Source organism: Streptomyces spinosisporus, assembly GCF_022698145.1.
Lineage (GTDB): Bacteria > Actinomycetota > Actinomycetes > Streptomycetales > Streptomycetaceae > Streptomyces > Streptomyces spinosisporus.
Genome location: NZ_JALDAX010000022.1, coordinates 40,527 through 66,363, shown reverse-complemented (window position 1 = coordinate 66,363; position 25,837 = coordinate 40,527). Strand labels below are relative to the sequence as shown.

General features: G+C 70.2%; 26 protein-coding genes and 2 riboswitches. Of the genes, 6 read left to right on the top strand and 20 right to left on the bottom strand.

Features of this window, described 5'->3' with window-relative positions; all coding sequences use genetic code 11:
- Positions 1-63 precede the first annotated feature (63 nt).
- From ligA to MQN93_RS38105, 4 genes are all read right to left on the bottom strand, one after another.
- On the bottom strand, positions 64-2,256 hold the full coding sequence (gene ligA / locus MQN93_RS38120; protein WP_242713085.1) for an NAD-dependent DNA ligase LigA: 2,193 nt from the start codon (positions 2,254-2,256) through the stop codon (positions 64-66).
- A gap of 15 nt (positions 2,257-2,271) precedes the next feature.
- Positions 2,272-3,258 (bottom strand): methionine synthase, encoded by a 987-nt coding sequence (locus MQN93_RS38115; protein ID WP_037781122.1) that lies wholly within the window; start codon positions 3,256-3,258, stop codon positions 2,272-2,274.
- Positions 3,259-3,266: 8 nt separating this feature from the next.
- The gene (locus MQN93_RS38110; protein ID WP_016432517.1) at positions 3,267-3,956 is read right to left on the bottom strand and encodes an SDR family oxidoreductase; all 690 of its coding nucleotides are present in this window, start codon (positions 3,954-3,956) and stop codon (positions 3,267-3,269) included.
- A gap of 71 nt (positions 3,957-4,027) precedes the next feature.
- A complete protein-coding gene (locus tag MQN93_RS38105) occupies positions 4,028-4,567 on the bottom strand; it encodes an LOG family protein (protein ID WP_016432518.1) in 540 nt (179 codons plus the stop codon).
- Positions 4,568-4,617: 50 nt separating this feature from the next.
- On the opposite strand from MQN93_RS38105, the gene MQN93_RS38100 reads away from it, so the two are divergent.
- Positions 4,618-4,941, top strand: coding sequence for a DUF427 domain-containing protein (locus tag MQN93_RS38100; RefSeq protein ID WP_016432519.1), 324 nt, complete (start codon positions 4,618-4,620; stop codon positions 4,939-4,941).
- A gap of 47 nt (positions 4,942-4,988) precedes the next feature.
- A complete protein-coding gene (locus tag MQN93_RS38095) occupies positions 4,989-5,765 on the top strand; it encodes an alpha/beta fold hydrolase (protein WP_242713084.1) in 777 nt (258 codons plus the stop codon).
- A 128-nt stretch (positions 5,766-5,893) separates the two neighbouring features.
- Here the strand turns inward: MQN93_RS38095 and mnmA are convergent, their stop codons facing one another.
- Positions 5,894-7,024, bottom strand: a complete 1,131-nt coding sequence (mnmA, locus tag MQN93_RS38090) for a tRNA 2-thiouridine(34) synthase MnmA (protein ID WP_242713083.1) — start codon at positions 7,022-7,024, stop codon at positions 5,894-5,896.
- 60 nt (positions 7,025-7,084) lie between these two features.
- Here mnmA and MQN93_RS38085 point away from each other — a divergent pair, with 60 nt between their 5' ends.
- The gene (locus MQN93_RS38085) at positions 7,085-7,783 is read left to right on the top strand and encodes an N-acetylmuramoyl-L-alanine amidase (protein ID WP_242713082.1); all 699 of its coding nucleotides are present in this window, start codon (positions 7,085-7,087) and stop codon (positions 7,781-7,783) included.
- A gap of 15 nt (positions 7,784-7,798) precedes the next feature.
- Here the strand turns inward: MQN93_RS38085 and MQN93_RS38080 are convergent, their stop codons facing one another.
- The 3 genes from MQN93_RS38080 to MQN93_RS38070 form a co-directional block, all read right to left on the bottom strand.
- Positions 7,799-8,962: a cysteine desulfurase family protein gene (locus MQN93_RS38080; protein ID WP_242713081.1), complete on the bottom strand. Its 1,164-nt coding sequence runs from the start codon at positions 8,960-8,962 to the stop codon at positions 7,799-7,801.
- Positions 8,963-9,053: 91 nt separating this feature from the next.
- Positions 9,054-9,329, bottom strand: coding sequence for a hypothetical protein (locus MQN93_RS38075; protein ID WP_016432524.1), 276 nt, complete (start codon positions 9,327-9,329; stop codon positions 9,054-9,056).
- A gap of 48 nt (positions 9,330-9,377) precedes the next feature.
- Positions 9,378-9,545: a hypothetical protein gene (locus tag MQN93_RS38070; protein WP_242713080.1), complete on the bottom strand. Its 168-nt coding sequence runs from the start codon at positions 9,543-9,545 to the stop codon at positions 9,378-9,380.
- A gap of 123 nt (positions 9,546-9,668) precedes the next feature.
- Here MQN93_RS38070 and MQN93_RS38065 point away from each other — a divergent pair, with 123 nt between their 5' ends.
- Positions 9,669-10,337: a TetR family transcriptional regulator gene (locus MQN93_RS38065; RefSeq protein WP_242713079.1), complete on the top strand. Its 669-nt coding sequence runs from the start codon at positions 9,669-9,671 to the stop codon at positions 10,335-10,337.
- Here MQN93_RS38065 and MQN93_RS38060 read toward each other — a convergent pair.
- Complete coding sequence (locus MQN93_RS38060) at positions 10,315-11,301, bottom strand: helix-turn-helix transcriptional regulator (protein WP_242713078.1); 987 nt, start codon at positions 11,299-11,301, stop codon at positions 10,315-10,317. The genes MQN93_RS38065 and MQN93_RS38060 overlap by 23 nt on opposite strands.
- A gap of 104 nt (positions 11,302-11,405) precedes the next feature.
- Between MQN93_RS38060 and MQN93_RS38055 the strand changes: the two genes are divergently transcribed.
- A complete protein-coding gene (locus tag MQN93_RS38055) occupies positions 11,406-11,993 on the top strand; it encodes a TIGR03086 family metal-binding protein (RefSeq protein ID WP_242713077.1) in 588 nt (195 codons plus the stop codon).
- On the opposite strand, the gene MQN93_RS38050 is transcribed toward MQN93_RS38055, so the two are convergent.
- The 11 genes from MQN93_RS38050 to MQN93_RS38000 form a co-directional block, all read right to left on the bottom strand.
- Positions 11,980-12,840: a thioesterase family protein gene (locus tag MQN93_RS38050; RefSeq protein WP_016432529.1), complete on the bottom strand. Its 861-nt coding sequence runs from the start codon at positions 12,838-12,840 to the stop codon at positions 11,980-11,982. The genes MQN93_RS38055 and MQN93_RS38050 overlap by 14 nt on opposite strands.
- Positions 12,841-12,886: 46 nt before the next feature.
- Complete coding sequence (locus tag MQN93_RS38045; RefSeq protein ID WP_016432530.1) at positions 12,887-13,543, bottom strand: trimeric intracellular cation channel family protein; 657 nt, start codon at positions 13,541-13,543, stop codon at positions 12,887-12,889.
- A 22-nt stretch (positions 13,544-13,565) separates the two neighbouring features.
- Entirely contained in the window at positions 13,566-14,957 is a 1,392-nt protein-coding gene (locus tag MQN93_RS38040) for a M1 family metallopeptidase (RefSeq protein ID WP_242713076.1), read from the bottom strand.
- A 97-nt stretch (positions 14,958-15,054) separates the two neighbouring features.
- Positions 15,055-16,281, bottom strand: coding sequence for an ABC transporter ATP-binding protein (locus tag MQN93_RS38035; protein WP_242713075.1), 1,227 nt, complete (start codon positions 16,279-16,281; stop codon positions 15,055-15,057).
- A 23-nt stretch (positions 16,282-16,304) separates the two neighbouring features.
- Entirely contained in the window at positions 16,305-17,402 is a 1,098-nt protein-coding gene (locus tag MQN93_RS38030; RefSeq protein WP_016432533.1) for an ABC transporter ATP-binding protein, read from the bottom strand.
- Positions 17,399-18,397 carry an ABC transporter permease gene (locus MQN93_RS38025; RefSeq protein WP_016432534.1) on the bottom strand — a complete coding sequence of 333 codons (999 nt, stop codon included), beginning with the start codon at positions 18,395-18,397 and terminating at the stop codon, positions 17,399-17,401. The genes MQN93_RS38030 and MQN93_RS38025 overlap by 4 nt, the downstream gene beginning before the upstream one ends.
- A 110-nt stretch (positions 18,398-18,507) precedes the next feature.
- Positions 18,508-20,307: an ABC transporter substrate-binding protein gene (locus tag MQN93_RS38020; protein ID WP_016432535.1), complete on the bottom strand. Its 1,800-nt coding sequence runs from the start codon at positions 20,305-20,307 to the stop codon at positions 18,508-18,510.
- A 70-nt stretch (positions 20,308-20,377) separates the two neighbouring features.
- On the bottom strand, positions 20,378-21,385 hold the full coding sequence (locus MQN93_RS38015; protein WP_016432536.1) for an ABC transporter permease: 1,008 nt from the start codon (positions 21,383-21,385) through the stop codon (positions 20,378-20,380).
- 334 nt (positions 21,386-21,719) lie between these two features.
- Positions 21,720-22,517 carry an enhanced serine sensitivity protein SseB C-terminal domain-containing protein gene (locus MQN93_RS38010; RefSeq protein ID WP_016432537.1) on the bottom strand — a complete coding sequence of 266 codons (798 nt, stop codon included), beginning with the start codon at positions 22,515-22,517 and terminating at the stop codon, positions 21,720-21,722.
- Positions 22,518-22,610: 93 nt separating this feature from the next.
- Positions 22,611-23,405, bottom strand: a complete 795-nt coding sequence (locus MQN93_RS38005) for an enhanced serine sensitivity protein SseB (protein ID WP_016432538.1) — start codon at positions 23,403-23,405, stop codon at positions 22,611-22,613.
- Between the two features lie 133 nt (positions 23,406-23,538).
- Positions 23,539-24,204 (bottom strand): AAA family ATPase, encoded by a 666-nt coding sequence (locus tag MQN93_RS38000; RefSeq protein WP_242713074.1) that lies wholly within the window; start codon positions 24,202-24,204, stop codon positions 23,539-23,541.
- 192 nt (positions 24,205-24,396) lie between these two features.
- Positions 24,397-24,489: riboswitch (glycine riboswitch) on the top strand.
- A riboswitch (glycine riboswitch) is annotated at positions 24,490-24,599 on the top strand.
- A 35-nt stretch (positions 24,600-24,634) separates the two neighbouring features.
- Between MQN93_RS38000 and gcvT the strand changes: the two genes are divergently transcribed.
- On the top strand, positions 24,635-25,753 hold the full coding sequence (gene gcvT / locus MQN93_RS37995) for a glycine cleavage system aminomethyltransferase GcvT (RefSeq protein ID WP_242713073.1): 1,119 nt from the start codon (positions 24,635-24,637) through the stop codon (positions 25,751-25,753).
- The last annotated feature ends 84 nt before the right edge of the window (positions 25,754-25,837 follow it).

The window sequence follows — 25,837 nt, the reverse complement described above, 5'->3', positions numbered from 1 at the left end:
GCCCGAATGCACCCCAGCCACCCGTATGCATCTGGTATGCGCCGATCGGGTGGCCTTCAATCGCTACTCCTCTGTGGGAAGCGCAACTTCGGCCGCCGCGTCCGGGCCCTGTTCCAGCAGGACGTCGAAGCCCTCCTCGTTCAGCACAGGCACCTTGAGCTGCATCGCCTTGTCGTACTTCGAACCCGGGTTGTCACCCACCACCACGAACGACGTCTTCTTCGAAACCGATCCGGTCACCTTCGCTCCGCGGCTCTGCAGCGCCTCCTTGGCGCCGTCGCGCGTGAAGTGTTCGAGGGTGCCGGTGACCACGACGGTCAGTCCCTCGAGCGGGCGCGGGCCCTCGTCCTCGCCCGAACCCTCCTCCTCCATACGGACCCCGGCGGCCCGCCACTTGCGCAGGATCTCCTGGTGCCACTCCTCGGCGAACCACTCCTTGAGGGAGGCGGCGATGATCCCGCCGACGCCGTCGGTGCCCGCCAGTTCCTCCTCCGTGGCCTGCTCGATGCGCTCGATCGACCGGAACTCACGGGCCAGCGCCTCGGCGGCGACCGGGCCGACGTGACGGATCGACAGACCGGTCAGGACGCGGGCGAGCGGGCGCTCCTTGGCCGCGGCGATGTTCTCCAGCATGGCGACCGCGTTCTTCTTCGGCTCGCCCTGCTGGTTGGCGAAGACCGTGGCGATCTTCTCGTCGCCGGTCTTCGGGTCGCGCTTGGGCAGGCCGCTGTCCTGATCGAGGACATAGGCCTTGATGGGCAGCAATTGCTCGACGGTGAGGTCGAAGAGGTCGCCCTCGTCCTTCAGCGGCGGGTCGGCGGGCTCCAGCGGCTTGGTCAGGGCGGCCGCGGCGACATACCCGAAATGCTCGATGTCCAGCGCCTTGCGGCCCGCGAGGTAGAACAGCCGCTCACGCAACTGGGCCGGGCACGCGCGGGCGTTCGGGCAGCGCAGGTCGACGTCGGCCTCCTTCATCGGCCGAAGCGGCGTACCGCACTCGGGGCACTCGGACGGCATCACGAACTCGTGCTCGCTGCCGTCGCGCAGGTCGACGACCGGACCGAGGATCTCCGGGATGACGTCCCCGGCCTTGCGCAGCACCACCGTGTCGCCGATGAGGACGCCCTTGGCCTTGACCACGTCCTGGTTGTGCAGGGTGGCGAACTCCACCTCCGAGCCGGCCACCGTCACCGGCTCGACCTGGGCGTACGGAGTGACGCGGCCCGTGCGGCCCACGCCCACGCGGATGTTGATGAGCTTGGTGTTGACCTCCTCCGGCGCGTACTTGTACGCGATCGCCCAGCGCGGGGCGCGGGAGGTGGAGCCGAGGCGTCCCTGGAGGGGGATCTCGTCCAGTTTGACGACGACTCCGTCGATCTCGTGCTCCACGGAGTGGCGGTTCTCGCCGTAGTACGCGATGAACTCCCGTGCGCCGTCGAGGCCGTCGACCACTCTGTTGTGCGGGGAGGTGGGCAGGCCCCAGGTCCTCAGCAGGTCGTAGCCCTGGGAGAGGCGGGTGAGGCCCTCGAAGCCCTCGAGGACGCCGATGCCGTGGACCACCATGTGCAGCGGGCGGGTGGCGGTGACGCGGGGGTCCTTCTGGCGCAGTGAACCGGCGGCGGCATTGCGCGGGTTGGCGAAGGGCTTGTCGCCGGCCTCCACCAGACGGGCGTTGAGCTCCTCGAACTTCTCCATCGGGAAGTAGACCTCGCCGCGGATCTCCACGCGGTCCGGGACGCGGTCGCCCGCCAGGCGGTCCGGAATCTCCGTGATCGTACGGACATTGGGGGTGATGTCCTCGCCCGTGCGTCCGTCGCCGCGGGTGGCCGCGCGGACCAGGCGGCCGTGCTCGTACGTGAGGTTGACGGCGAGGCCGTCGACCTTGAGCTCGCACAGGAAGTGGTACTCCTGCTCGCCCAGCTCGCGGTGGATGCGGTCGGCCCAGGCGGCGAGTTCCTCGTCGTTGAAGGTGTTGTCCAGGGAGAGCATCCGGGAGGCGTGCTGGACCGCCGTGAACTCGGTCTCGTACGACCCCGACACCTTCTGTGTCGGCGAGTCGGGTGTGCGCAGCTCGGGGTGCTCCTCCTCCAGCGCCTCCAGGGAGCGCAGGAGCTTGTCGAACTCCGCGTCGCTGACGACCGGAGCGTCCTTCACGTAGTACCGGAAGCGGTGCTCCTCGATCTGCTCAGCGAGCTTCGCGTGCTGCTCCCGTGCTTCGGCGGGCACCGCCGTCTCCGCTTGCTTGTCGCCGGCCACCGTATGGTCCTCCCGTTACTCTGGGTTGTCCGCGAGGGATCTCGCCGCCCGGACGCAGTGGGCGAGGGCACGGCGCGCGTAGTCCGGGGAAGCCCCCGCGAGTCCGCACGACGGCGTGATCGTCACCGCCTCCGCGAGCAGCTCCGGTCGCAGCCCCAACCTGCGCCACAGCGTCCTGACACCCATGACGCTACCGGCAGGGTCTGACAATGGGCCGTCCGTGCCCGGCACGACACCGGCGAAGAGCCGCGTCCCCCCTTCCACCGCCTCACCGATCACCTCGTCGTCACGCTCGGTGAGCAGCGCGAAGTCGAAGGAGATCGCCGCCGCGCCCGCCCGGCGCAGCAGGGCGAACGGGACATCCGGTGCGCAGGAGTGGACCACGGCGGGGCCGCCCGTGTGAACCCCGACGACGTCGCGGAGGGTGGCCTCGACGAGCTGGCGGTCCACGGCGCGGTGGGTGCGGTAGCCGCTGGCGGTCTTCACCTGGCCGCGCAGCACGGCCGTGAGCGAGGGTTCGTCGAGCTGCAGGACGAGGGTGGCGCCGGGGACGCGGCGCCGCACCTCCTCCAGGTGCAGACGGATGCCTTCGGCGAGGGAGGCGGCGAGGTCGCGGCAGGCGCCGGGGTCCGACAGGGCCGCCTCTCCGTTCCTCAGCTCCAGTGCGGCGGCGAGGGTCCAGGGGCCCACCGCCTGCACCTTCAGCGGGCCCTCGTAGTCCTGGGTGAACTCCTCCAGGGCGTCGAGGTCCTCGCCGAGCCAGGACCTGGCGCGCTTGGTGTCCCGGCCGGGCCGGTCCCCGATCCGCCAGCCGCTGGGCTCCACGCGTGCGTACAGCTCCACGAGCAGGCCGGCGGTGCGGCCGATCATGTCGGCGCCGGGGCCGCGGGCGGGCAGTTCGGGCAGGAAGGGGAAGTCCTCGAAACTCCCGGTGACGGTCTTGGCGGCCTCCCGGGCGTCGCCGCCCGGCATGGAACCGATGCCGGTGGCGGGGCCGAACATCGCCTCGGTCACCGCCCCGGCCTCACCGTCAGGTCGTTGACCTCCGCGTCCCTCGGCAGGTCGAGGGCCATCACGATCGTCGTCGCCACCGACTCCGGGTCGATCCACTGCGCGGCGTCGTACTCCTTGCCCTCCTGCTGGTGGACCTTGGCCTGCATGGGGCTGGCGGTGCGGCCCGGGTAGACCGTGGTGACGCGGACGCCGCCCGCGTGCTCCTCCTGGCGGAGCGAGTCGGCGAGCGCCTTGAGGCCGTGCTTGGAGGCGGCGTACGCGGACCAGTGGGCGCTGGCGCTCAGGCCGGCGCCGGAGTTGACGAAGACCACGTGGCCGCGGGCAGCGCGAAGCTGGGGCAGGAAGTGCCGGGTCAGCTCGGCCGGGGCGATCAAATTGACGTTCAGCTGGTGGCGCCAGGACTTGGGGGTGAGGTCACCGACCGGCCCGAGGTCGACGACCCCGGCGATGTGGAGCAGGGAGTCGACGCGGTCCGGGAGCGTCTGGTGGGAGAAGGCCCAGGACAGCTTGTCCGGGTCGGCGAGGTCGCCGACCAGCGTCTTCGCGCCGGGGAACTGTGCCGCCAGTTCCTTCGCACGGCCCGCGTCGCGCGCGTGGAGCACAAGTTCGTCCCCGCGCGCGTGGAGGCGGCGCGCGACGGCCGCGCCGATGCCGGAGCCCGCTCCGGTGATCACATGTGTAGCCATGCCGCCATGCTCGCACCCCACCGGCCCCGCCCGTCGCCTGCCCGGGCTCCCCCGCTCACCTCAGGCCCACCTCACTCGATGCCCCGGCTCTCCTCCAGGTACGCCAGCGCCCCCACCGGCTCCTCGGCGAAGAAGACCAGGTCGGTGAGGGGGCGGGGGAGGAAGCCCTCGTCCTCCATGCGCCGGAACTGTTCCTTGAGGCCGTCGTAGAAGCCCGCGGTGTTAAGCAGGACGACCGGCTTGTCGGTGTGCCCGTGCTTCTTCAGTTCCAGGATCTCGGTGGCCTCGTCGAGGGTTCCGGTGCCGCCCACCATGATCACCACCGCGTCGGACTTCTCCAGGAGCAGCCTCTTGCGCTCGGCGAGGTCACGGGCGATCACCATCTCGTCCGCGCCCGGCCGCGCCTTGGCCGCCAGGAAGTCCACGGAGACCCCGCACAGCCGTCCTCCGGCCTCCTGCACGCCGTCGGCGACCACCTTCATCAGCCCGACGTCGGAGCCGCCCCAGACGAGCGTGTGACCGCCCTTGCCCAGGAGTTTCGCGAAGTCGCGCGCGGGGCGCGTGTAGCGGTCGTCGAGGTCGGCGGCGGAGAGGAAGACGCAGATTCGCATGCAGCCACCGTACGCGGGAAGAACCGGCGCCCCTGGAGCGCTGTCCCGATATGGCCAACGGACACACGATCACCATCGAGCAGGGCGACCGGCACGTGCGCGTGGTGCACGGCGACCAGGTTCTGGCGGAGAGCGACCGGGCTCTCGTGCTGCACGAGACGGGCTGCCCGGTGCGGTACTACATCCCGCCCGAGGACGTACGCCTGGACCTGCTGACGCCCTCGGAGACGCACACGTACTGCCCGTTCAAGGGCACCGCCTCCTACTGGTCGGCACCGGACCGGGCGGATCTCGTCTGGTCCTACCCCGACCCCAAGCCCGACGTCCTCCAGATCAAGGACCACCTCTGCTTCTACGAAGTGGACGTGTCGTGAGCGATTGAGCGCGCATATCTCCGTGCGGTGGGGCAGTCTCCGAAAGCATGGAGAAGAAGACCCTTTCACGCGACGGCACGCCCCTCGCGTACGAACGGTTCGGACAGGGCCCCGCGGTCGTTCTCGTGAGCGGCGCGATGTCGACGAGTGCCACGGTGGTGCCGCTCGCCGCGGCCCTCTCCGACCGCTTCGACGTCTGCGTCTACGACCGCCGGGGCCGCGGCGAGAGCGGGGACACCGCGCCCTATGCGGTCGACCGCGAGGTCGAGGACCTGGCGGCGCTCGTCGACGTCATGGGCGGCGAGGCCTCGCTGTACGGCATCTCCTCGGGCGGCGCGCTCGTCCTGGAGGCGGTGGCGAGCGGGCTGCCGGTGGGGCGCGTGGCCGTCTACGAGGTGCCGTACGTGATGTCCGAGGACGCGTCGAAGGAGCGCACCGAGTACACCGCGAGCCTCACCGAGGCGCTGCGCGGCGGCCGTCGCGGGGACGCGGTCGAGCTGTTCCTGCGTCTGACGGGCCTGGCCGAGGAGATGATCCAGGGCGCCCGCCAGTCCCCCATGTGGGCCGGCATGGAGGCACTCGCACCGAGCCTCGCGTACGACGACGCCGTCCTGGGCGCAGGATCGGTCCCCCGCGCACGGCTCGCCTCGATCGCCGTGCCCGTCCTGTCGGTCTCCGGCGGCGCAAGCCCCACCTGGATGAGCGAGGCCGCCCGCGCCGTGGCGGACGCAATCCCCCAGGGAACGTACCGCCTCCTGGAGGACCAAACCCACCGAGTGGACCCACACGCCCTCGCACCGGTACTGGCGGAGTTCTTCACCTGAGCCGACGGGAAGGTCGGGGACGGCCGGCGCCGGGCCTGCCCGGAACGGCGGAACGCCATGAAGCGCCCGGACAGCGAGCCGCCGAGCACGACCGGAACGACAGGGTGGCCGGGGCCGCAGGCCCCGCTCTACGCCACGGTCGCCGTCGCGCGCGTCGTCGACGCGATCGTTGCCGAGCCCACCACGCGCGTGCCGTCGTACAGGACGATCGCCTGGCCGGGGGCGACGCCGCGGACCGGGTCTGTGAAGGACACCTGCAGCGTGCCGTCGACCAGTTCGGCCCGTACCTCGGTCTCGCCGCCGTGGGCGCGGAGTTGGGCGGTGTACGTGCCGGGGCCGGTCGGGGCGGTGCCGCACCAGCGGGGCTTGACGGCGGTCAGGGCGCTGACGTCCAGGGCGGCGGCCGGGCCGACCGTGACCGTGTTGTCCACCGGCGAGATGTCGAGCACGTAGCGCGGCTTGCCGTCGGGCGCCGGGGTGCCGATGCGCAGCCCCTTGCGCTGGCCGATGGTGAAGCCGTACGCGCCCTCGTGGGTGCCCAGCTTGGTGCCGGACTCGTCGACGATGTCGCCCTCGGCCCGGCCCAGCCGGTTCGCCAGGAAGCCCTGGGTGTCGCCGTCGGCGATGAAGCAGATGTCGTGCGAGTCGGGCTTCTTGGCGACCGCGAGGCCGCGGCGCTCGGCCTCGGCGCGGATCTCGTCCTTGGTGGTGACCGTGTCGCCCAGCGGGAACATGGCGTGCGCCAGCTGCTTCTCGTCCAGCACTCCGAGGACGTACGACTGGTCCTTGGCCATGTCGGAGGCGCGGTGCATCTCGCGCGTGCCGTCCTCGTTGACGATCACCTTGGCGTAGTGACCGGTGCAGACCGCGTCGAAGCCGAGGGCAAGCGCCTTGTCCAGCAGCGCGGCGAACTTGATCTTCTCGTTGCAGCGCAGGCACGGGTTGGGGGTGCGCCCGGCCTCGTACTCGGCGACGAAGTCTTCGACCACGTCCTCGCGGAAGCGGTCGGCGAGGTCCCAGACGTAGAACGGGATGCCGATGACGTCCGCGGCGCGGCGGGCGTCGCGGGAGTCCTCGATGGTGCAGCAGCCACGCGCGCCCGTGCGGAACGATTGCGGGTTCGCGGACAGGGCCAGATGGACACCGGTCACGTCGTTGCCGGCCTCGGCGGCGCGGGCGGCGGCGACGGCGGAGTCCACTCCGCCGGACATGGCGGCGAGTACGCGAAGAGGGCGGGTGCGCTGCGGGATGTCAGTCATAACCCTTCAAGAGTACGGGGACGCGGGAACCGGAGCCCACGAGTATCCGTTGGTGATCACATGGGGGAGACGAAGAACGACTCGGACCGGCGCATCGGCCGCCGCGCGCTGCTGATCGGCGGTGCGGCGGCCGCTGTCGGCACGGCCGTCCTGGCCCGCGAGGAGCTGTCGCATCTGTGGTGGCGGATGCCGGGGGTGGAGAAGCCGCGCACGCCCGGCGCGGTCGACTTCCGGGGCGCGAGCTGGGTGGCCGCCTCGTCGGCGAACTACCGCCGGGCGGACCGTCCTTCGGACTACGCGATAGACCGTGTGGTCGTCCATGTCACCCAGGGCAGCTTCGACAGCGCGGTCAGGGTCTTCCAGGATCCGGGCCACCAGGCCGCGGCCCACTACATCGTCCGCAAGGACGGGCACGTCACGCAGATGATCCGCGAGCTGGACGTGGCGTACCACGCGGGCAACCGGGAGTACAACGAACGCAGCGTCGGCATCGAGCACGAGGGCTTCGTGGACCGCGCGTCCTCCTTCACGGACGCGATGTACGCGAGCTCGGCGCGCCTGACGGCCGGGATATGCGGGCGCTACGGCATACCTGTGGACCGCAGGCACATCATCGGGCACGTCGAGGTGCCGGGCACGGACCACACGGACCCCGGGCCGCACTGGGACTGGGACCGGTACATACGGCTCGTGCACCAGGCGGCGTCGGCGAAGTCCGCGACATCGAAGCCCGCGACGTCGAAGCCCGCGAAGTCGTAGCAGGCCCCCGGCGCCTCAGGTCAGGCCCGCCGCGCGCGCACGCTCGACGGCCGGACCGATCGCCTTGGCGACGGCATCGACGTCCGCCTGTGTGGAGGTGTGGCCGAGGGAGAAGCGGAGGGTGCCGCGGGCCAGGTCGGGGTCGGTGCCGGTGGCGAGCAGGACGTGGCTGGGCTGGGCGACGCCGGCGGTGCAGGCGGAGCCGGTGGAGCACTCGATGCCCTGGGCGTCCAGCAGGAGCAGCAGGGAGTCGCCCTCGCAGCCGGGGAAGGTGAAGTGGGCGTTGGCCGGGAGCCGGTCCACCGGGTCTCCGCCCAGGATCGCGTCCGGGACCGCCGCGAGCACCGCCTCGGCCAGGCTGTCGCGCAGGGCGCCGATCTCGGTCGCGAACCACTCGCGCTGCTCGACGGCCAGCCGGGCGGCGACCGCGAAGGAGGCGACGGCGGGGACGTCGAGGGTGCCGGAGCGGACATGGCGCTCCTGGCCGCCGCCGTGCAGCACGGGCACGGGGGTGTGCTCACGGCCGAGGACCAGGGCGCCGATGCCGTACGGACCGCCGATCTTGTGGGCCGAGACGGTCATCGCGGCGAGCCCCGAGGCGGCGAAGTCGACCGGGACCTGGCCGAAGGCCTGGACCGCGTCGGCGTGCAGCGGGATGCCGAACTCCTGCGCCACATCGGCGAGTTCGCGGACCGGCATGATCGTGCCGATCTCGTTGTTGGCCCACATCACGGTGGCCAGGGCGACGTCGCCGGGGTTGCGTTCGATCGCCTCGCGCAGGGTCTCGGGGCGGACGCGGCCGTAGGGGTCGACCGGGAGGTACTCGACCGTGGCGCCCTCGTGTTCGCCGAGCCAGTCGACGGCATCGAGGACGGCGTGGTGCTCGACGGGGCTGGCGAGGACGCGGGTGCGGGCCGGGTCGGCTGCGCGGCGGGACCAGTACAGGCCCTTGACGGCGAGATTGTCGGCCTCGGTGCCGCCGGAGGTGAGAACGACCTCACTGGGGCGGGCGCCGAGCGCTTCGGCGAGGGTCTCGCGGGCCTCCTCGACCGTGCGGCGGGCCTGCCGGCCGGAGGCGTGGAGGGAGGAGGCGTTGCCCGTGACGCTCAGCTGGGCGGTCATCGCCTCGACTGCCTCGGGGAGCATCGGGGTCGTCGCGGCGTGGTCGAGGTATGCCATGGTGCCCCGATTCTACGGGGCCCCGAAGCGGGTCCGACGTCCCGGTCGCAGGGCGGGAGCAGGGACGGACCGCGCGTCGCTGCGTGATCCCTCACAGGCTCCAGGAAACGGTGTTGGACAGCTGCATCGCGATCACCAGGACCACGAGGTCGGCCACGCCCAGGGTCAGGCCCAGCAGCGCACGGCCGCGGCGGGCGGTGCCGCGCCAGAGGGCGGCGGCGGCCAGGACGATGGCGATCGGGCCGAGGAAGATGTTGAGGACCAGCAGGCCGAGCAGGCCGAGGATGAAGGACGCGACGGCCATGCCGTCGGCGTCCCGCCGGGGCGTGGTGGTGGTGCGGCCGGTGGCCGGTGCGGTCAGTTGCATGACAGGTCAGCTCCAGGAGTGCGTGCGGACGGTCGGTCGGGCGGTCGGTCAGTTCACGGACGTGCGACGACGGCGGCCGTGGCGCTCGCGGAGCGCGAAGATGCCGAGCCAGGCGGCGATGACGGCGGCCGCGACGAGGGTGAAGGCGATCGGTGCGTGGGCCACGGTGCCCAGCACCGCGCCGAACAGCATCAGTGCGGCGACGAGGAACAGCATGGGATGGATCCCCCTCCGAGTGACGTTTCGGTGAACAGTTGTAGTAACAGTTGTTCACTGACTACAGAGTCTAGCGCGCTCCACCGCTTCCCAAATCCAGAGAACAGTTGTTAACTGGATGACATGAGTCACACCCTCGGCATCCGGCAGGCCCAGAAGCAGAAGACCCGGCAGGCGCTGCTGGACGCGGCGCTCGGTCTGCTCGCGGAGCAGAGCCTGAGCAGCCTGGGCCTGCGCGAGGTCACGCGTGCCGTGGGCATCGCCCCCACCGCCTTCTACCGGCACTTCCGGTCCATCCCCGATCTAGGCACAGCCCTCGTCGAAGAGGCGCTCGGCAGCCTGCACCCGATGATCCGGACGACGGTGACCTCGGCGGACAACAGCGAGGAGCGCATCGAGCGCGCCATCGAGTTGATCGCGGGTCACGTGGACGCGTACCCCGCACACGTCCGCTTCATCGCCCGCGAGCGGCACGGCGGAGTGCAGCCGGTGCGCGACGCCATCCGGGACCAACTGGCCCGGTTCGCCGAGGAGGTGAAGGACGAGCTCGCCAAGGACAAGGAGTCCGCGGGCTGGAGCGAGGACGACCTGCTCATGCTCGCCCACCTCTATGTGGACCAGATGCTGATCACCGCCTCGCTCTTCCTGGAGGCGATGGAGGGCACCGAGGAGGACCAGGAGCGCGTCGCCCAGGTCGCCTCCCGGCAGATGCGGCTGATCAGCATCGGGCGCCATCACTGGCTGGACCGAGCCGGCGGGCGCGGGCACGTCAGGGGCCGTACAGCTCCGTGACCGACGCGGCCGCGGCGGCCAGTTCCGCGCGCACCTCGGGCGGTCCGACGACCTCGACGGAGTCGGCGAACTGCAGGAGCTGACGGGCCTGACGCACGACGCCGTACGACAGCCGTACGGTGACCCACTCGTCCGCGCCTTCGCCGTCGCCGCTCCCGTCGCCGGGCCCGGTGTCCGGGAGTTCGGCGAGTTGGGAGGCGTTCAGGCGCAGGAACATGTCCAGGCGGTCGCGCCGGACGCGGACGGTGACGTCGAGCCCGCCGGGGCGCTCCTCGACCTGGCGACGCAACACCTCCCAGACGTCGGCGAGTTCGATGCCGGGCCGCCGCCTGACCGGGTCCCCGAGGACGGTGGCGGAGTGCACCCGGTCGGCGCGGAAGAGCTGCGGCTTCGTACGGCGGTCGGCCACCAGGTACCAGACGCCCGCCTTCGACACGAGACCGTAGGGGTCCACGGTGTACGTCCGCGCCTGATGCTGTCCGCTGTGCCGGTAGCGCAGCCGCAGCCGGCGGTCGGCGAAGACGGCGTCCTGCAACGTCTGCAGGTCGACGGCGGGCTGCGGACCGCCCTTCCAGCGGGTGGCGTCGACGAGGATGCGGCGGGAGGTCACCTCGGCGGCCGGGCGGTGCGGGGCCGGCAGCGCGGCCATGACCTTGCGCAGCGCCGAGCCGAGGGCGGCGTCCAGGCCGAGCGCGGCGTGCGCGCCCTGCGCGGCGAGGATGAACAGCGCCCGGGACTCGTCCGCGGTCAGCCCGGTCACGTCCGTACGGAATCCCGCGAGCAGTTCGATGCCGCCGTGCCGCCCGCGTTCGGCGTAGACGGGGACGCCGGAGGCGGACAGGGCCTCGATGTCGCGGTAGATGGTGCGCACCGACACCTCGAGCCGTGCGGCGAGTTCATGCGCCGGGACACGGCCGCGGGTCTGCAGGAGCAGCAGGATCGAGAGCAGGCGGTCGGACTTCACCGGGCCAGAATCCCGCCCTCCGGAGGCCGCTGCAAATGCTGACGGAAACTGTCAAGTTATCCGCGGCAGTCTCTCCCCGGCATTCGACGGAAGAGAGGCCACCCATGAACGCGATCGACCCGCGTCCCGTGTACACGCGCGCCACCGAGCAGGCGGCGGCGCTCATCGGGACCGTACGCCCCGATCAGCTCGACGGTCCGACCCCGTGCGCCGAGTTCGACGTCCGCGCGCTGCTCGGCCACATGGTCGGCGGCACCCGGCGCCATGCCGTCATCGGCGAGGGCGGCGACGGCTTGGCCGTGCCCGCCTTCACCGACGGCGTCAAGGACGACGGCTGGCCGGCCGCCTACGAGGAGGTCCGTTCAAGGATCCTCAGGGCCTGGGCGGGCGACGACCGCATGGAGGCGCCGGTGCGCGTGCCGTGGGGCGAGGTCCCGGGACGAGCGGCGCTGTCGGGTTTCGTGATGGAACTGGTCACCCACACCTGGGACTTGTCCGAGGCGCTCGGCCACCCGCTGGAACTCGACCAGGAACTCGCCGAGTTCGCCCTCGTCACCGCCCGCCGCGTCCTGCCGACCCCCGATCGGGACGAGCGGACCCCCTTCGCCGCGGCACGGACGGCCCCCGAAGGGGCCGACCACTACGGGCGGTTGGCGGCCTGGCTGGGGCGCGAACCGCTCAGCCGAGCCTGACCCGGGCCAGCTGGCGCGACTGGGCCACCAGGCGGTCGGCGCTGTCCCAGACCTCGGCGTCCTCCTCCAGGAAGCCGCCCGCGAGGTTGCGGGTGGTGACGGAGATGCGCAGGGGGCCGGGGGCCGGCCGGGCGCGGACGTGGACGGTGAGTTCGACCGTGGGCACCCAGCCGGAGAGGCCGAGTTCGAAGGCGGTGGGCGGCAGTGCGTCCACCGCCAGCAGCAGCGAGAGCGGATCGGCATCGCGGCCGTCGGCGAGGCCGAACCAGGCGCGCATCTCGCCCTTGCCGGAGGGGGCGCCGAGCGCCCAGCCGAGGGTGGCCGGGTCGAGTTTGATCATCAGGCGGTCGGTGATGGCCGAGCTGCCGTCGACCGGCGCGGGGCCGTCCTGGGGGCCGAAGCACTGGTCCATGGGCGGCAGGGCGGGCGGCTCGGCGGTCGTGCGCACGTCGTCGGGGAGCGCGTCCAGGTCGCCGTAGGAGGCGAGGACGCGGATGCGTTCGACCTCGCGGCCGTCCTCGTCGCGCTGGAAGAGAGAGGCCTGGCCGGTGGAGAGCGTGCGGCCGGCGCGGACCACGTCCGTGCGGACCACCGCCGGGCCCGGCTGGGACGCGGTGAGGTAGTGCGCGGAGATGCTGAACGGGTCGCGGTGCGGCAGGGTCTCCCCGAGCGCACGGCCCAGGACGGCCAGCAGGTAGCCGCCGTTGACGGCGTTGATGATGGTCCAGCCGGCGGAGAGGTCGATGTCGTGGACGCCGGGCTCGCGCAGGGTGAGCGCGGTGTCCCGGTCGAACTCGCTGTCGCCGACGGTGGCCCGCACGGGCTGGGCGGAAGCTGCTTCTGGCATGACAGAACCGTACAACGAGAAACTACTAAGCGGTAGCTTTGGGGGGTTACTCCTCGCGCACCGTGGAGCGCCGGTTCCACGCACGCGGGGCCCGCCAGTGGTACTTCATCGCGAGCAGGCGCAGCACGAAGGCGGTGACGACGGCGAGGCCGCTGGTGAACGGGGTCAGGGCGTCGTAGCGGATGCACAGGACCACCATGGTGGCGCCGACCATCGCGGGGACCGCGTACAGGTCGCGGTCCCAGCGCAGCAGCGAGGGGACCTCGTTGGCGAGCACGTCGCGCAGCACACCCCCGCCGACCGCGGTGGCGAGGCCGAGGGTGGCCGACGAGGTGAGGCTCAGCCCGTACTCGTACGCCTTGGTCGTCCCGGCGACGCAGAACAGGCCGAGGCCGGCCGCGTCGAAGACGTTCACGCCGGTCTGGATGCGCTCGACGTGCGGGTGCAGGAAGACCACCATGAGGGCGGCGAGCAGCGGGGTGACGAAGTAGCCGAAGTCGGTGAAGGCGGCGGGCGGCACGGCGCCGATGATCAGGTCACGGAACAGCCCTCCGCCCAGCGCGGTGACCTCGGCGAGCACGGCGATGCCGAACACGTCGAAGTTCTTGCGGACGGCCAGCAGCGCGCCGGAGATGGCGAACACGAAGATGCCGACGAGGTCGAGCGTGTGCTGGACGGAGGGGCTGAACAGTTGCTGAAGCACGCCACATTCTTACGCAGGGGTCCTACAGGGCCGGTTTGCCCGCCGTGTAGAGCCACTTGTGGAACAGGTCGTCGAGCTGCTGCCCGGAGACCTTCTCGGCGAGCCTGATGAACTGCCCGGTGTCGGCGTTGCCGTAGCGGTGCAGATGCGTCCAGGCCGGCAGCAGCTTGAAGAACGCCCTGTCACCGATCCGTTCGCGCAGCGCCTGCAGGGTCATCGCGCCGCGCTGGTAGACCGCGGAGGCGAACATGGTGTCGCGCTGCGGGTCGGCCACGACGGTCTGCCAGAAGGAGCTGTCGGCCGGGCGGGAGTCGTAGCCCGCCAGGAAGGAGTCGTGGGCGCTGCGGGTGCCCTGGTGCTCGGCCCACAGCCACTGGGCGTAGGTGGCGAAGCCCTCGTTGAGCCAGATGTCCTTCCAGCGCTCGACCGAGACCGAGTCGCCGAACCACTGGTGGGCCAGCTCGTGCACGATCGTCGTCTCGTTGCGTACGGCCGAGTAGGCGGGCTTGCTCTGCACCTCCAGCGAGAACCCGGCCTCCGGCATGTCGTCGACGATCGCGCCGGTCTCCTCGAAGGGGTACGGCCCGAAGACTCGCGACCAGTAGTCGGTGGCCGCGGCGGTGACGGCGTACACGTCCACGGTGTTGCTGTTCGCGAGCACCGGGTCGATGGCGACGTAGATCGGGATCCCGGACGGGGTCCTGCCGGTCTTCACGTCGAACTTTCCGATGGTGGCGGTCGCGAGATAGGTCGCCATGGGACGGCTCTCGCGCCAGTGGGTGTACGTCGAGCCGCCCTTGTCGTACGTCGAGACGAGGCGGCCGTTGGAGACACCGGTCAGGCCCTTGGGGGCCTTGATGCGGATGTCGTAGGTGGCCTTGTCGGAGGGGTGGTCGCTGGAGGGGAACCAGGTGGAGGCGGCGTTGGGTTCGCAGGCGACGAAGACGCCGTCGGGGGTCTTCATCCAGCCGTAGTCGGAGCCGAAGACGATGGGGCCGCTGAGGGCTTCGGGGACGCCGCCGTAGGTGACGGTGACCGTGAAGGTGCGGTGTTCGCGGAGCACTCCGTGCGGGGTGATGTGCAGTTCGTCGCCGTCACGCGTGAAGTCGGCACGTCTGCCGTTCACTTCGACTCTCGTGACGTCGAGCTTCTGCAGGTCGAGGTCGAAGGAGGAGAGGGATTCGGTGGCCCGGGCCGTGAGCGTCGTGCGGCCGTCGAGGCGGTCGGTGTCCGGGTCGTACGCGACGTCGAGGGCGTAGTGGCGGGCGTCGAAGCCGCCGTTGCCGAGGTTGGGGAAGTAGGTGTCGCCGATGCCGGGGGCGCCCTGGGTGGGGGCGGAGGAGGCGGCGACAGCCAAGAAAGAAGCCGCCGCGGTGGCGACGGCTGTCCAGCGTGCCGAACGGGAGAGTGCCATGAGTCGTCCCTTCGGTGCGTAGTCCGATCAGACGGATACGCGAGACTCTGCACTCTCCCGTTCAAGCATGTACATGACTTTACCAACTCGTCATGCGTTACTTGTCGGTTGACTCCTGACCGGCTTCCCCTTCGGCAGCGGAGCCGCTCTCGGCACCGGAGTCGCTTTCCGCGACCTCCGCCGCCACCGCCGCCGAGGTCTCCGCGGACTCCGCCAGCACCTCGTCGGCGACCAGCTCGGCCGCCTCCTTGGCCGCGGTCAGCAGCACCGTGTCCTGCGGGGCCTGGTCCTCGAAGTTCTCCGGGTGGTGGCAGGCGACCTGCTGGCCGGGCCTGAGCTCCACGAGCTTCGGCTCGGTCGTCCTGCAGACCTCCGTCGCCTTCCAGCACCGGGTGTGGAAGCGGCAGCCGCTCGGCGGGGAGATCGGCGAGGGCACGTCGCCCTTGAGCAGGATGCGCTCGCTCTTGGCGTTCTTGCGCCGTGGGTCCGGGATCGGCACCGCGGACATCAGGGCCTTGGTGTACGGGTGCATCGGCGCCCGGTACAGCGACTCCCGGTCGGCCAGCTCGACGATCTTGCCGAGGTACATCACCGCGATCCGGTCCGAGACGTGCCGGACGACGGAGAGGTCGTGCGCGATGATCACATACGTCAGACCCAGCTCCTGCTGGAGGTCGTCGAGCAGGTTGACGACCTGGGCCTGGATCGACACGTCCAGCGCGGAGACCGGCTCGTCCGCCACGACCAGCTTCGGCTTCAGGGCGAGCGCACGGGCGATGCCGATGCGCTGGCGCTGACCGCCGGAGAACTCGTGCGGATAGCGGTTGTAGTGCTCGGGGTTGAGCCCGACCACCGACAGCAGTCGCTGCACTTCCTTCTTGATGCCGCCCTCGGGCGTGACGCCCTGGAGGCGGAAGGGAGCGCCGACGATCGTGCCGATGGTGTGGCGCGGGTTCAGCGACGAGTACGGGTCCTGGAAGATCATCTGCACGTCGCGGCGCATCGGGCGCATGCCCGCCACCCCGAGGTGCGTGATGTCCCTGCCCTCGAACTCGACCGTGCCGCCGGTCGGTTCGAGCAGCCGGGTGATCAGCCGGCCCATCGTCGACTTGCCGCAGCCGGACTCGCCCACGACGCCGAGGGTCTCACCGGACCTGACCTCGAAGTCGAGGCCGTCGACCGCGTGCACGGCGCCGACCTGCCGCTGCAGCAGGCCCTTCTTGATGGGGAAGTGCTTCTGGAGCCCGGTCACCTTCAGCAGGGTCTCGCCGGGAGCGGCGTCCTTGGTGAGGGTGGCACCTTCGCTCTTCGCGGGAGTGGTCACAACTGTGTCCTCGGCGTTCTCGCTCACAGCTTCGGCGCAATCTCTTCGGTCCAGATCCGCTCCCGCTGCTCCTGCGTCATGTGGCAGGCGGCCCAGTGCTGGCTGCCCACCTCGGTCAGCTCGGGGCGCACCGTGCGGGTGAGGTTGTCCTTGGGGACGTCGGCGTAGGGGCAGCGCGGGTTGAAGGCGCAGCCGGACGGCACGTTGATCAGCGAGGGCGGGGAGCCCTTGACCGGGATCAGCCGGTCCTGCTGCTCACGGTCGAGGCGTGGCATCGAGCCGAGCAGGCCCCAGGTGTAGGGGTGGCGGGGCTCGTAGAACACCTTCTCCGCCGGACCGCGCTCGACGCAGCGGCCGCCGTACATCACCAGGATGTCGTCGGCCAGCTCGGCGACGACGCCCAGGTCGTGGGTGATGATGATGACCGCGGAGCCGAACTCCTTCTGCAGATCACGGATCAGGTCGAGGATCTGTGCCTGGACGGTCACGTCCAGGGCGGTCGTCGGCTCGTCCGCGATGAGCAGCTCGGGGTTGTTGACCAGCGACATCGCGATCATCGCGCGCTGGCGCATACCGCCGGAGAACTCGTGGGCGTAGCTGTCCACGCGCTTGTCCGGCTGCGGGATGCCGACCCGGTCGAGCATCTCTATCGCGCGCCGCCTGGCGGTCTTCTTGTCCACGTCGTGGTGGATGCGGTACGCCTCCACGATCTGCTGACCGATCGTGTAGTACGGGTGCAGCGCGGACAGCGGGTCCTGGAAGATCATCGACATCTGCCGGCCGCGCAGCTTGCGCACGTCGTCCGGGTCCGAGGTCAGGAGCTCCGTGCCGTCCAGCCAGATCTCGCCGGAGATCTGCGCCTTGCGCTTGCCGTACTGGCCGGCGGTGTGCAGGCCCATGATGCCGAGCGAGGTCACCGACTTGCCGGAACCCGACTCGCCCACGATGCCGAGGGTCTTGCCCTTCTCCAGCTTGAAGGACAGCCCGTCGACGGACTTGACCAGTCCGTCGTCGGTCGGGAAGTGCACCTTCAGGTCGCGCACTTCGAGGAAGGCGGTCGGGGCCGGCGAGGCCGAGGTGGGTTCGCCCACGGCTGCTCCGGTCTTGCTGAGTTCGGTCATGCGAGCCTCACTCGGGGGTCGATCACGGCGTACAGGACGTCCACCACGAGGTTGGCGATGAGAACCGCTAGGGAGGTGATCAGGGTGACGCCCAGGATGATGGGCAGGTCCTGGTTCTTGATGCCGTTCAGCACGGCCTGGCCGAGGCCCGGCAGGCTGAACGTCGTCTCGGTCAGGATCGCGCCGCCGATGAGGGCGCCGAGGTCCATGCCGAGCATGGTGAGGATGGGGGTCAGCGTCGAGCGCATGGCGTGCTTGCGGATGACGACCTGCTCCTTGAGGCCCTTCGCGCGTGCCGTGCGGATGTAGTCCTCACCCAGGATCTCCAGCATGGTGGCGCGGGTGATTCGGGCGTACATCGCCGCATAGAGGAACGCGAGGGTGACCCAGGGCAGGATCATGCCGCCCAGCCAGCCGGTGAAGCTGTCGCTGAGGGGTACGTACTGCCCGTCGATCCAGCCCAGCCCGTAACTGAAGATGGCGAGCGAGAGCAGACCGGTGAAGTAGATGGGCAGCGAGACACCGCTGAGGGCGACGACCATGGCGCTGCGGTCCCACAGGCTGCCCCGCTTGAGCGCGGAGAGCACACCGGCGGCGACACCGAAGATCAGCCACAGCACGGCGGCACCGAGCGCCAGACCCAGGGTCACCGGGAAGCGGTCGGTCAGCACCGGCCAGACGGCCTGCTCACTGCGGAAGGAGTAGCCGAAGCACGGCGCGGCGCAGTTCGTGACATCGCCGCCGGCCGCGTAGGTGCGGCCCACGAAGATGCCTTTGAAGAAGTGCCAGACCTGAACGAAGATCGGGTCGCTCAGACCCAGCTTCACCCGGACCGCTTCCACCGCCGCGGGATCCGCCTGCTTGCCCACGAAGCTCGTGGCGATGTCCACGCCCGCCCACTTGGGGACGAGGAAGAAGATGCAGAAGACCACCAGGATGATGACCACCAGCATCACTGCGGCGGCGAACAGCCGCCTGATGAGGTAAGCGAGCACAGCTTACGGCCCGCCGCGGACCGCGGGCTTCCGGAGATTGTCCGGAAGCCCGCGGTCACGCCGCGCCGGCCTTCACCTGCCTTTCGTGCCGTTCGGCTGGTGCGCCGGGACTACTTCTTCGGGTTCTTCAGGCCGAGGTTGACGAAGTCGTAGTAACCGCTGTACGCGTCCGTCGTGTAGATGTTGCCCACGTTCGAGCCGCGGAAGTTCAGCAGCCGCTCGAAGGTGAAGGGCAGGTAGTACGCGCCCTCGCTCACCTTGTGGTTGATCTCCTTGGCGATCTCGGCCTTCTTCGCCTCGTCGGTGGCCTGCGTCGCGTTGTACTGGTCGAAGAGGCCGTCGATCGTCTTGTCCTTGATCATGGCGAAGTTGTTGTTGCCGCTCTGGAGGATGTACTTGCTGCTCCACAGCGGGATGCCGTAACCCTGGACGCTCGGGAAGTCCGGACCCCAGCCCATGATGATGATGCCGAGCTTCTTCTTCTCGACGTTGGCCGGGGCGCCGATGATGCCGGCGCTCTGCGAACCGTCGTACTGGTAGATGTCGGCGGTGATGCCGACCTTCTTCAGCGCGGCCTGCAGGGACGTGGCCGTGGCCACCTCCTGCTGCTTGTTGTTACGAACGGCGATCGTGGTCTTGAAGCCGTTCGGCTGGCCGCACTCCTTGAGTTCCTGCTTGGCCAGGGTGGCGTTGCCGTTCTTGTTCTCGCCGGCGATCTTGTACGGGTCGTACTTCTGACCCTCGGAACCCGGGACCGACGGCGGCAGCATGTTGGTGCCGATGAGGCCACCGGCGACCGGGCCACCACGCGCGGTCTGCAGCGACACGTGGTCGGCGGCGTAGATCACGGCCTTGCGGCAGTGGATGTTGTCGAACGGCTTGACCGTCTGCGGGAAGACCGCGTAGCGGATGAAGCCGGAGACCGGGTTGTCCAGGTTGGCCTTGTGCTGCTTCAGGGCGATGGTGCGGCCCTGCGGGCCAAGACCCGTCTGGCTGGCGTCGATGTCGTAGTCGCCGTTGATCAGACGCTGGTCGGAGTCGCTCTGGTTCGAGGAGATCGTGAGCGAGATGGTGTCCGGGTAGGCCTTGCGGACCGGGTCCGAGGAGGCCTTCCAGTTGGTGTTGCGCACCAGCACCAGCTTCTTGCCCGGGCTGTACGACTGGAACTTGTACGGACCCGAGGAGAACGGGTGCAGACCGTACTTGGACTTGGTGTCCTTGTCCTGGCGGACCGGCGAGGCCGAGGTCATGGCCAGCACCTGCTTGAAGTCGGAGTTGGCCGACGGCAGGTGGAAGACGATGGTCTTGGCGTCGGGCGTGTCGATCGCCTTCAGACCGAGGTGGTCCTTCGACTTGTCCTTGTACGGGCCCTTGTAGGTGCCCTTCGGGTCGAGCATCTGCTGCAGGTAGACGGGACCGCCGGACAGCACGTCCTGCGCCCAGGAGCGCTCGATGCCGTACTTGATGTCCTGGGAGGTGATCGGCTTGCCGTCCTCCCAGGTGATGCCGTCACGCAGCTTGAACGTGTACGTCTTGCCGTCGGCCGAGACCTGACCCTCGTCCGCGGCGAGGTCGGGCGTGAGCTCGGCGCCCTTGGCGCCCGGCTCGGTCTTGAAGGTGAGCAGCTGACGGCTGTAGTAGCGCGAGAAGTCCCACATGAAGCCGTAGTAACCACGCGTGGTGTCCCACGAGTCGGCGTCCTGGGTGGTGACGAACTTCAGCTCGCCGCCCTTCTTGACCTCCGAGGCCTGGGCGACCTTGTTGTTCGCCGCGTCGAAGCCGGGGGCGCCGGTCTTCGAACCGCCGTCGTCGTTGCTGCCGCCGCACGCTGCCGTGGTCAGCAGCGCGGCGACCCCGACAGCAGCGGCCAAGGCCTGCTTACGCCGCCCTGAGGTGCGTTGGGTAGTCACGATCTCGGATCCTCCGGTATTGATGAGAGACCCCGTGGATGTACTCACGGGACGCTGGGGGTACGGCAGTTCAGCGGGAGCCCTTCGGGTCGAGCGCGTCCCGCACGCCGTCGCCGAAGAGGTTGAAGGCCAGCACGGTGATGAAGATGGCCACGCCGGGGACCACCATGAACATGGGGTCCGAGTCGTAGTAGTCGATCGCCGTCGAGAGCATCTGTCCCCAGGACGAGGTGGGCGGCTTGACGCCCACGCCCAGGAAGCTGAGTGCCGCCTCGGTGAGGATGTTGGTGGGGATCATCATCGTCGTGTACACGATGATGGGCGCCACCAGGTTGGGCAGCAGCTCCTTGAAGAGGATGTGGAACCGTCCGCCGCCCAGGGACCGGGCCGCCTCGACGTATTCGCGTTCACGCAGCGAGAGCGTCTGACCGCGCACCACACGCCCGATGTAGGGCCAGCCGAAGAAGCCGATGACCAGGATCATCACGAACACGCGCACGCTCGAACCGGTCAGACCGAGCATCTCGTTCGGCATGACGGAGACCAGCGCGATGATGAAGAGCAGCTGCGGGAAGGCGAGCAGACCGTCCATGATGCGGCTGATGACCGAGTCGACCCAGCCGCCGAAGAAGCCGGCCAGGATGCCCAGGACCGTGCCGATCACGACGGCGACGATCGCCGACAGGAAGCCGACGAGGAGCGAGATCCTGGCGCCGTAGAGGATGCGCGCGAAGATGTCGCGGCCGTTGACCGGCTCGACACCCAGCAGGTGGTCGCCGCTGATGCCTCCCAGGGACCCCGTGGGCGTGCCGAACAGCGGGTCGATCAGGTTCTCGTGGTACGCGTCGGGGTCCTGCCCGACCAGGTTCGCGAGCAGGGGGGCGAACACGGCGATCAGGATGAGGGCGATCACGACGACGCCACCCGTGAGCGCGAGCTTGTCGCGCTTGAGCCGCTCCCAGGCGATCCGGCCCAGGGAGCGCCCTTGAACGGCCTTTTCCCCGGTGGTGGCGACCGCCGCTTCTTCGACCGCGCTCGGGGCCGCTTCCGCGGTCGGCTCGTGCAATGGTGCCGTCATCTTGGCAGGGACCCCTCTCAACCGGCGGTAGCCGGCCCGCACTTGCCGCTGTAGCGGCGTGATCAGTCCGTCGTTCCTCGGGGGCGAACCCCCACAGCGGGAGTCCTAAACCCCCCTGGAGCGGGAGTCTTCAACGCTTTGGCGATCTGTTGCCAGACTTGGCGGTGAAAGGATGCGTAAACGTGATGCAGGCTGGTGGGTTCCGTTATCCGGACAGCAGGTTACGGCCGTCGGACGCAGGACATTTCGGACACAAATGGACATGAGTGTACTTTCTTGCGCCATCTACGCGCGGAGATCAGCTTCTCGTCCGGTACGGACTCACCATTCGGTCTCAGTATCCGCCATGCACCGGCGGGTAGCCGTACCCACCCGCAGGGGCCTGCGCCGGAGCCGCCGCGTGGGCCTCGCGGTCGTAGAACGGGCGGGCGTTGGCGCGCATCCAGAGCGCCACCGGGTCGTACTCGTCGGACATCGCCACCGTCGACACCGGCAGCCCGTCCGGGACGGCGCCGACGGACTGCTGCATCATCGCGCGCACCGAGTCCACCGCGGGCGGGCTGGTGTCGTACACATCCAGACCGATGGCGAGATACGGCGCCCCGAGGGCCGGCTGCACCCAGGCGCGGCGCAGCGAGCGGACGGACGGGGTGCGATGGGCGTTCTGCGCGAGCAGGGCGTAGAACTGCGGGATCTCGATCGCGGGTTCCGACAGCCGCAGGGGACCCGCGGCCTGGCGCTCCAGGCCGGTGGCGATCCGGCGCAGATCCAGCCAGGGGATGCCCACCCCGCCGCCCGGCGCGTGCGGGTTGAGCCAGAGGCCGTAGTGGTCGGGGTAGAGGGTGCGGGCCACGTCGAGGCCGTCGACCACCTCGTACGACCTGTTCCAGCCGCTGGCCGAGAGCTCCTGGGCGGAGGTGACGCACGGGGCGTAGCCGTAGCCGTCGACCTCCATGTTCCCGTACTGGGCGTCCGGGGAGCCCGCCTGACCGTGCCACAGGAGCATCCAGATCTGGCCGGAGCCCGGGGTCGCGAGTGCGCGGAGGAGTGCCTCGTAGGCGTCGTAGCGCCCTGGCGTCACCTGGCGCAGCATCTGCTCGACCTGCCCGGTCGTGGTGCCGCTGGCGCTCACGTGTACCGCCCCTTCTGGTGGTTGCCCCGCATATGGAAACAGCTTAAGCGCCGAGTGGCCCCAGGCCCGTTCGGTCGGCTGCCGCGCACGCGGTCAGATGTGGTCCCTCGTATAGAAAGGGCGCACCTGCTCGCGCATCCAGTTCGCGACCGGGTCGTCCGTGACGTCCAGCAGGACCAGATTGACCGGCCATGCGGTCGGGACCCGGGTCACGGCCCGCTCCAGCGCCTGCAGGGGCAGCGCCCGCAGATCGCCGTCCAGGTGGCTGAGTTCGACCCCCACGAACATCACCGGGTCGGCCGTCTCGATCGCGGCGAGACAGCGGCGGGCCGTGACGACCACGCCGGTCTCGGCGAACTCGGCGGAGGCGGCGGCCAGGAAGTCGACCGGGTCGTCCTGCCAGTCCGGTTCGAAGAGCCGGACGCGGCCGCCGGAGGCCGGGCCGTCCAGCGGCGTGCGGCCCACCCGGCACAGCTCGGCGACGGCGGCCGGCGGGAGCGGGACGCCGATCACACCGTCGGGGTTGACCGCGATACCCACCTGCGGCGGCAGCCCGCGGGCGAACTCGACGGCCGGCGCGATCGTGAACGACATATGGCCGCCGACGACATGACGGAACTGCTCCTCGGAGCTGAAGACCGGGACATAGGCCTGGCCCTCGAGCTCCAGCGTGGGCAGATCCAGCGGACCGCTGTGCGGGCCTCCGCCGCCGGGCAGCGGCACCCACACATAGCTGCGGCCGAGCACCTCGATGATGCGGCCGCCCGCGGAGGGTATGCCGAGCGAGGCCGACAGCACCTCCTCCAGCTCGTTGCCGGGCCATCCGCCGTGCGGATGGGGGTGCGCCTGCATGGGAAAGTCCGCGGGAAGATCCGCTGGGAAGTCCATCTGTGTCCGACCGCCTGCTGTGAACCACTGCTGTTGAGACGTACTGCTGTTGAGACGTACTGCTGCTGGGAAGCGCTGCCGTGGAGAAGCACCGCTGAGGCTGGAAAGGCTAGCGGGTGCACGGACAAAGGGGTCAGCCCGTGAAGGCGATGCTGCGCAGGACGTCGGCCGCGGCGCGGTCCAGGAGGACCGCCGAGCCCACCCCCTCGGGCAGGTCGCCGCGTTCCACGGCGCGGATCAGGCGGGCGGCCGCCGTGCGGTGCCTCAGGAAGGCGTAGCGGGAGACCCCGCGGCCCCGCTCGCGCTGGCCGGCCAGGGCCGCGTCCGGCGGGACGTCGAGCAGCAGCAGGTGCAGGGTGCCGCCGCGGCGGCGGGCCTCGCGGCCCAGCCAGCCGCGCACCCAGGCCTGGGTGCCGCAGTCGTGCACGACCGCGCCCTCGCCGGCGCGCAGGGTCCGGCGCAGGCCGGCGTAGTGCGCGAGGCGGACCAGAGGGCGGTAGAGCGCGTACGGCAGGGAGCGGGGCATGCGTGCCGCCCAGCGGTCCCGGGTGTCCTGGGAGTCGATGCGCACACCGCGCACGGTGCGCGACATCAGCGTCGACTTGCCGCTGCCGGGCAGACCGGTGATCACCACGAGGTCGCGCGGGCCGAAGAGCAGCGCGTGCGGGCTGCGCCCCGAGCGGTCGCGCAGGTCGCGGACCACGGGAGCCCGGCCGGCGCAGGCCTCCCGGGCCGGGGCCGCGGACTGCTTCGGCAGCGCGACCGCCGAGCTCGTGGCGTACGCGGTGGTCCTGTTCACCGAGATCGTCCTCCCCTGGGGCCGGGTACGGATCCCCTGCCCTACGAGTGTAAAGAGAAGGTAATGCGCGGTGTCTCGTGTTTTGGTGATCGCCCTGCCACAAGCCCGTCACAAAAGGCGGCGGCACCTGCGGCCCTGCCACCCGCGGACGAGGCATGCAATGATGTGCGCGCCAACTGCATACCGGCCGCTTGAATCCGCGCGGGAGAGACCCCGGAACACCGGGGCGCCGAAGGAGCAAGTACCTCCCTTGAATCTCTCAGGCCCCGTTACCGCGCGGGCGAGGCACATCTGAAAAGCGGGCCGCTGTGACAGTGGCTCCACCCAAGGTGCAAGCCCGGATCGCCGTCGCGATCAGGGCGAACCTCTCAGGTTCCGATGACAGATGGGGAGGAACGACATCGCCCTGTCATGACTTGGGAGACCACCCATGAGCAGCACCCCCCCGCGCCGTACCGCGCTCGATGCCCTGCATCGCTCGCTCGGCGCCACCATGACCGACTTCGCCGGCTGGGACATGCCGCTGCGCTACGGCTCCGAGCGCGACGAGCACCTCGCCGTGCGCACCCGGGCCGGGCTGTTCGACCTCTCCCACATGGGCGAGATCACCGTCACCGGCCCCCAGGCGGCCGCCCTGCTGAACCACGCCCTGGTCGGCAACATCGCCTCCGTCGGCGTCGGCCGCGCCCGCTACACCATGATCTGCCGCGCCGACGGCGGCATCCTCGACGACCTGATCGTCTACCGGCTCGCCGAGACCGAGTACATGGTCGTCGCCAACGCCTCCAACGCCCAGGTCGTCCTCGACGCCCTGACCGGGCGCGCCGCCGGCTTCGACGCCGAGGTGCGCGACGACCGCGACGCCTACGCGCTGATCGCCGTCCAGGGCCCCGAGTCCCCCGGCATCCTCAAGTCCCTGACCGACGCCGACCTCGACGGCCTGAAGTACTACGCGGGCCTGCCCGGCACCGTGGCCGGCGTCCCCGCCCTGATCGCCCGCACCGGCTACACCGGCGAGGACGGCTTCGAGCTCTTCGTGAAGCCGGAGCACGCCGTCGCACTGTGGCAGGCGCTGACCGAGGCCGGCGAGGGCGTCGGCCTGGTCCCCTGCGGACTGTCCTGCCGCGACACCCTGCGCCTGGAGGCGGGCATGCCGCTGTACGGGCACGAGCTGTCGACCTCCCTGACCCCCTTCGACGCCGGGCTCGGGCGCGTGGTGAAGTTCGACAAGGAGGGCGACTTCGTGGGGCGTGCCGCGCTGGCCGACGCCGCCGCCCGCGCCGAACAGAACCCGCCCCGCGTCCTGGTCGGCCTGATCGCCGAGGGCCGCCGCGTCCCGCGCGCCGGGTACCCGGTCGTCGCCGACGGCACGGTGATCGGCGAGGTCACCTCCGGCGCCCCCTCCCCCACCCTCGGCAAGCCGATCGCGATGGCCTACGTCGACGCCGCGCACGCGGCCCCGGGCACGCCCGGAGTGGGCGTCGACATCCGCGGCAGCCATGAACCGTACGAGGTCGTGGCGCTGCCGTTCTACAAGCGCCAGAAGTAGACACTGGGCGTGGGCGACCGTCCGCACCGACGTGAGTCCGCGCACAGTGTCCCTGCTCATCCCCGCATGCAGCAGTCCCTCATT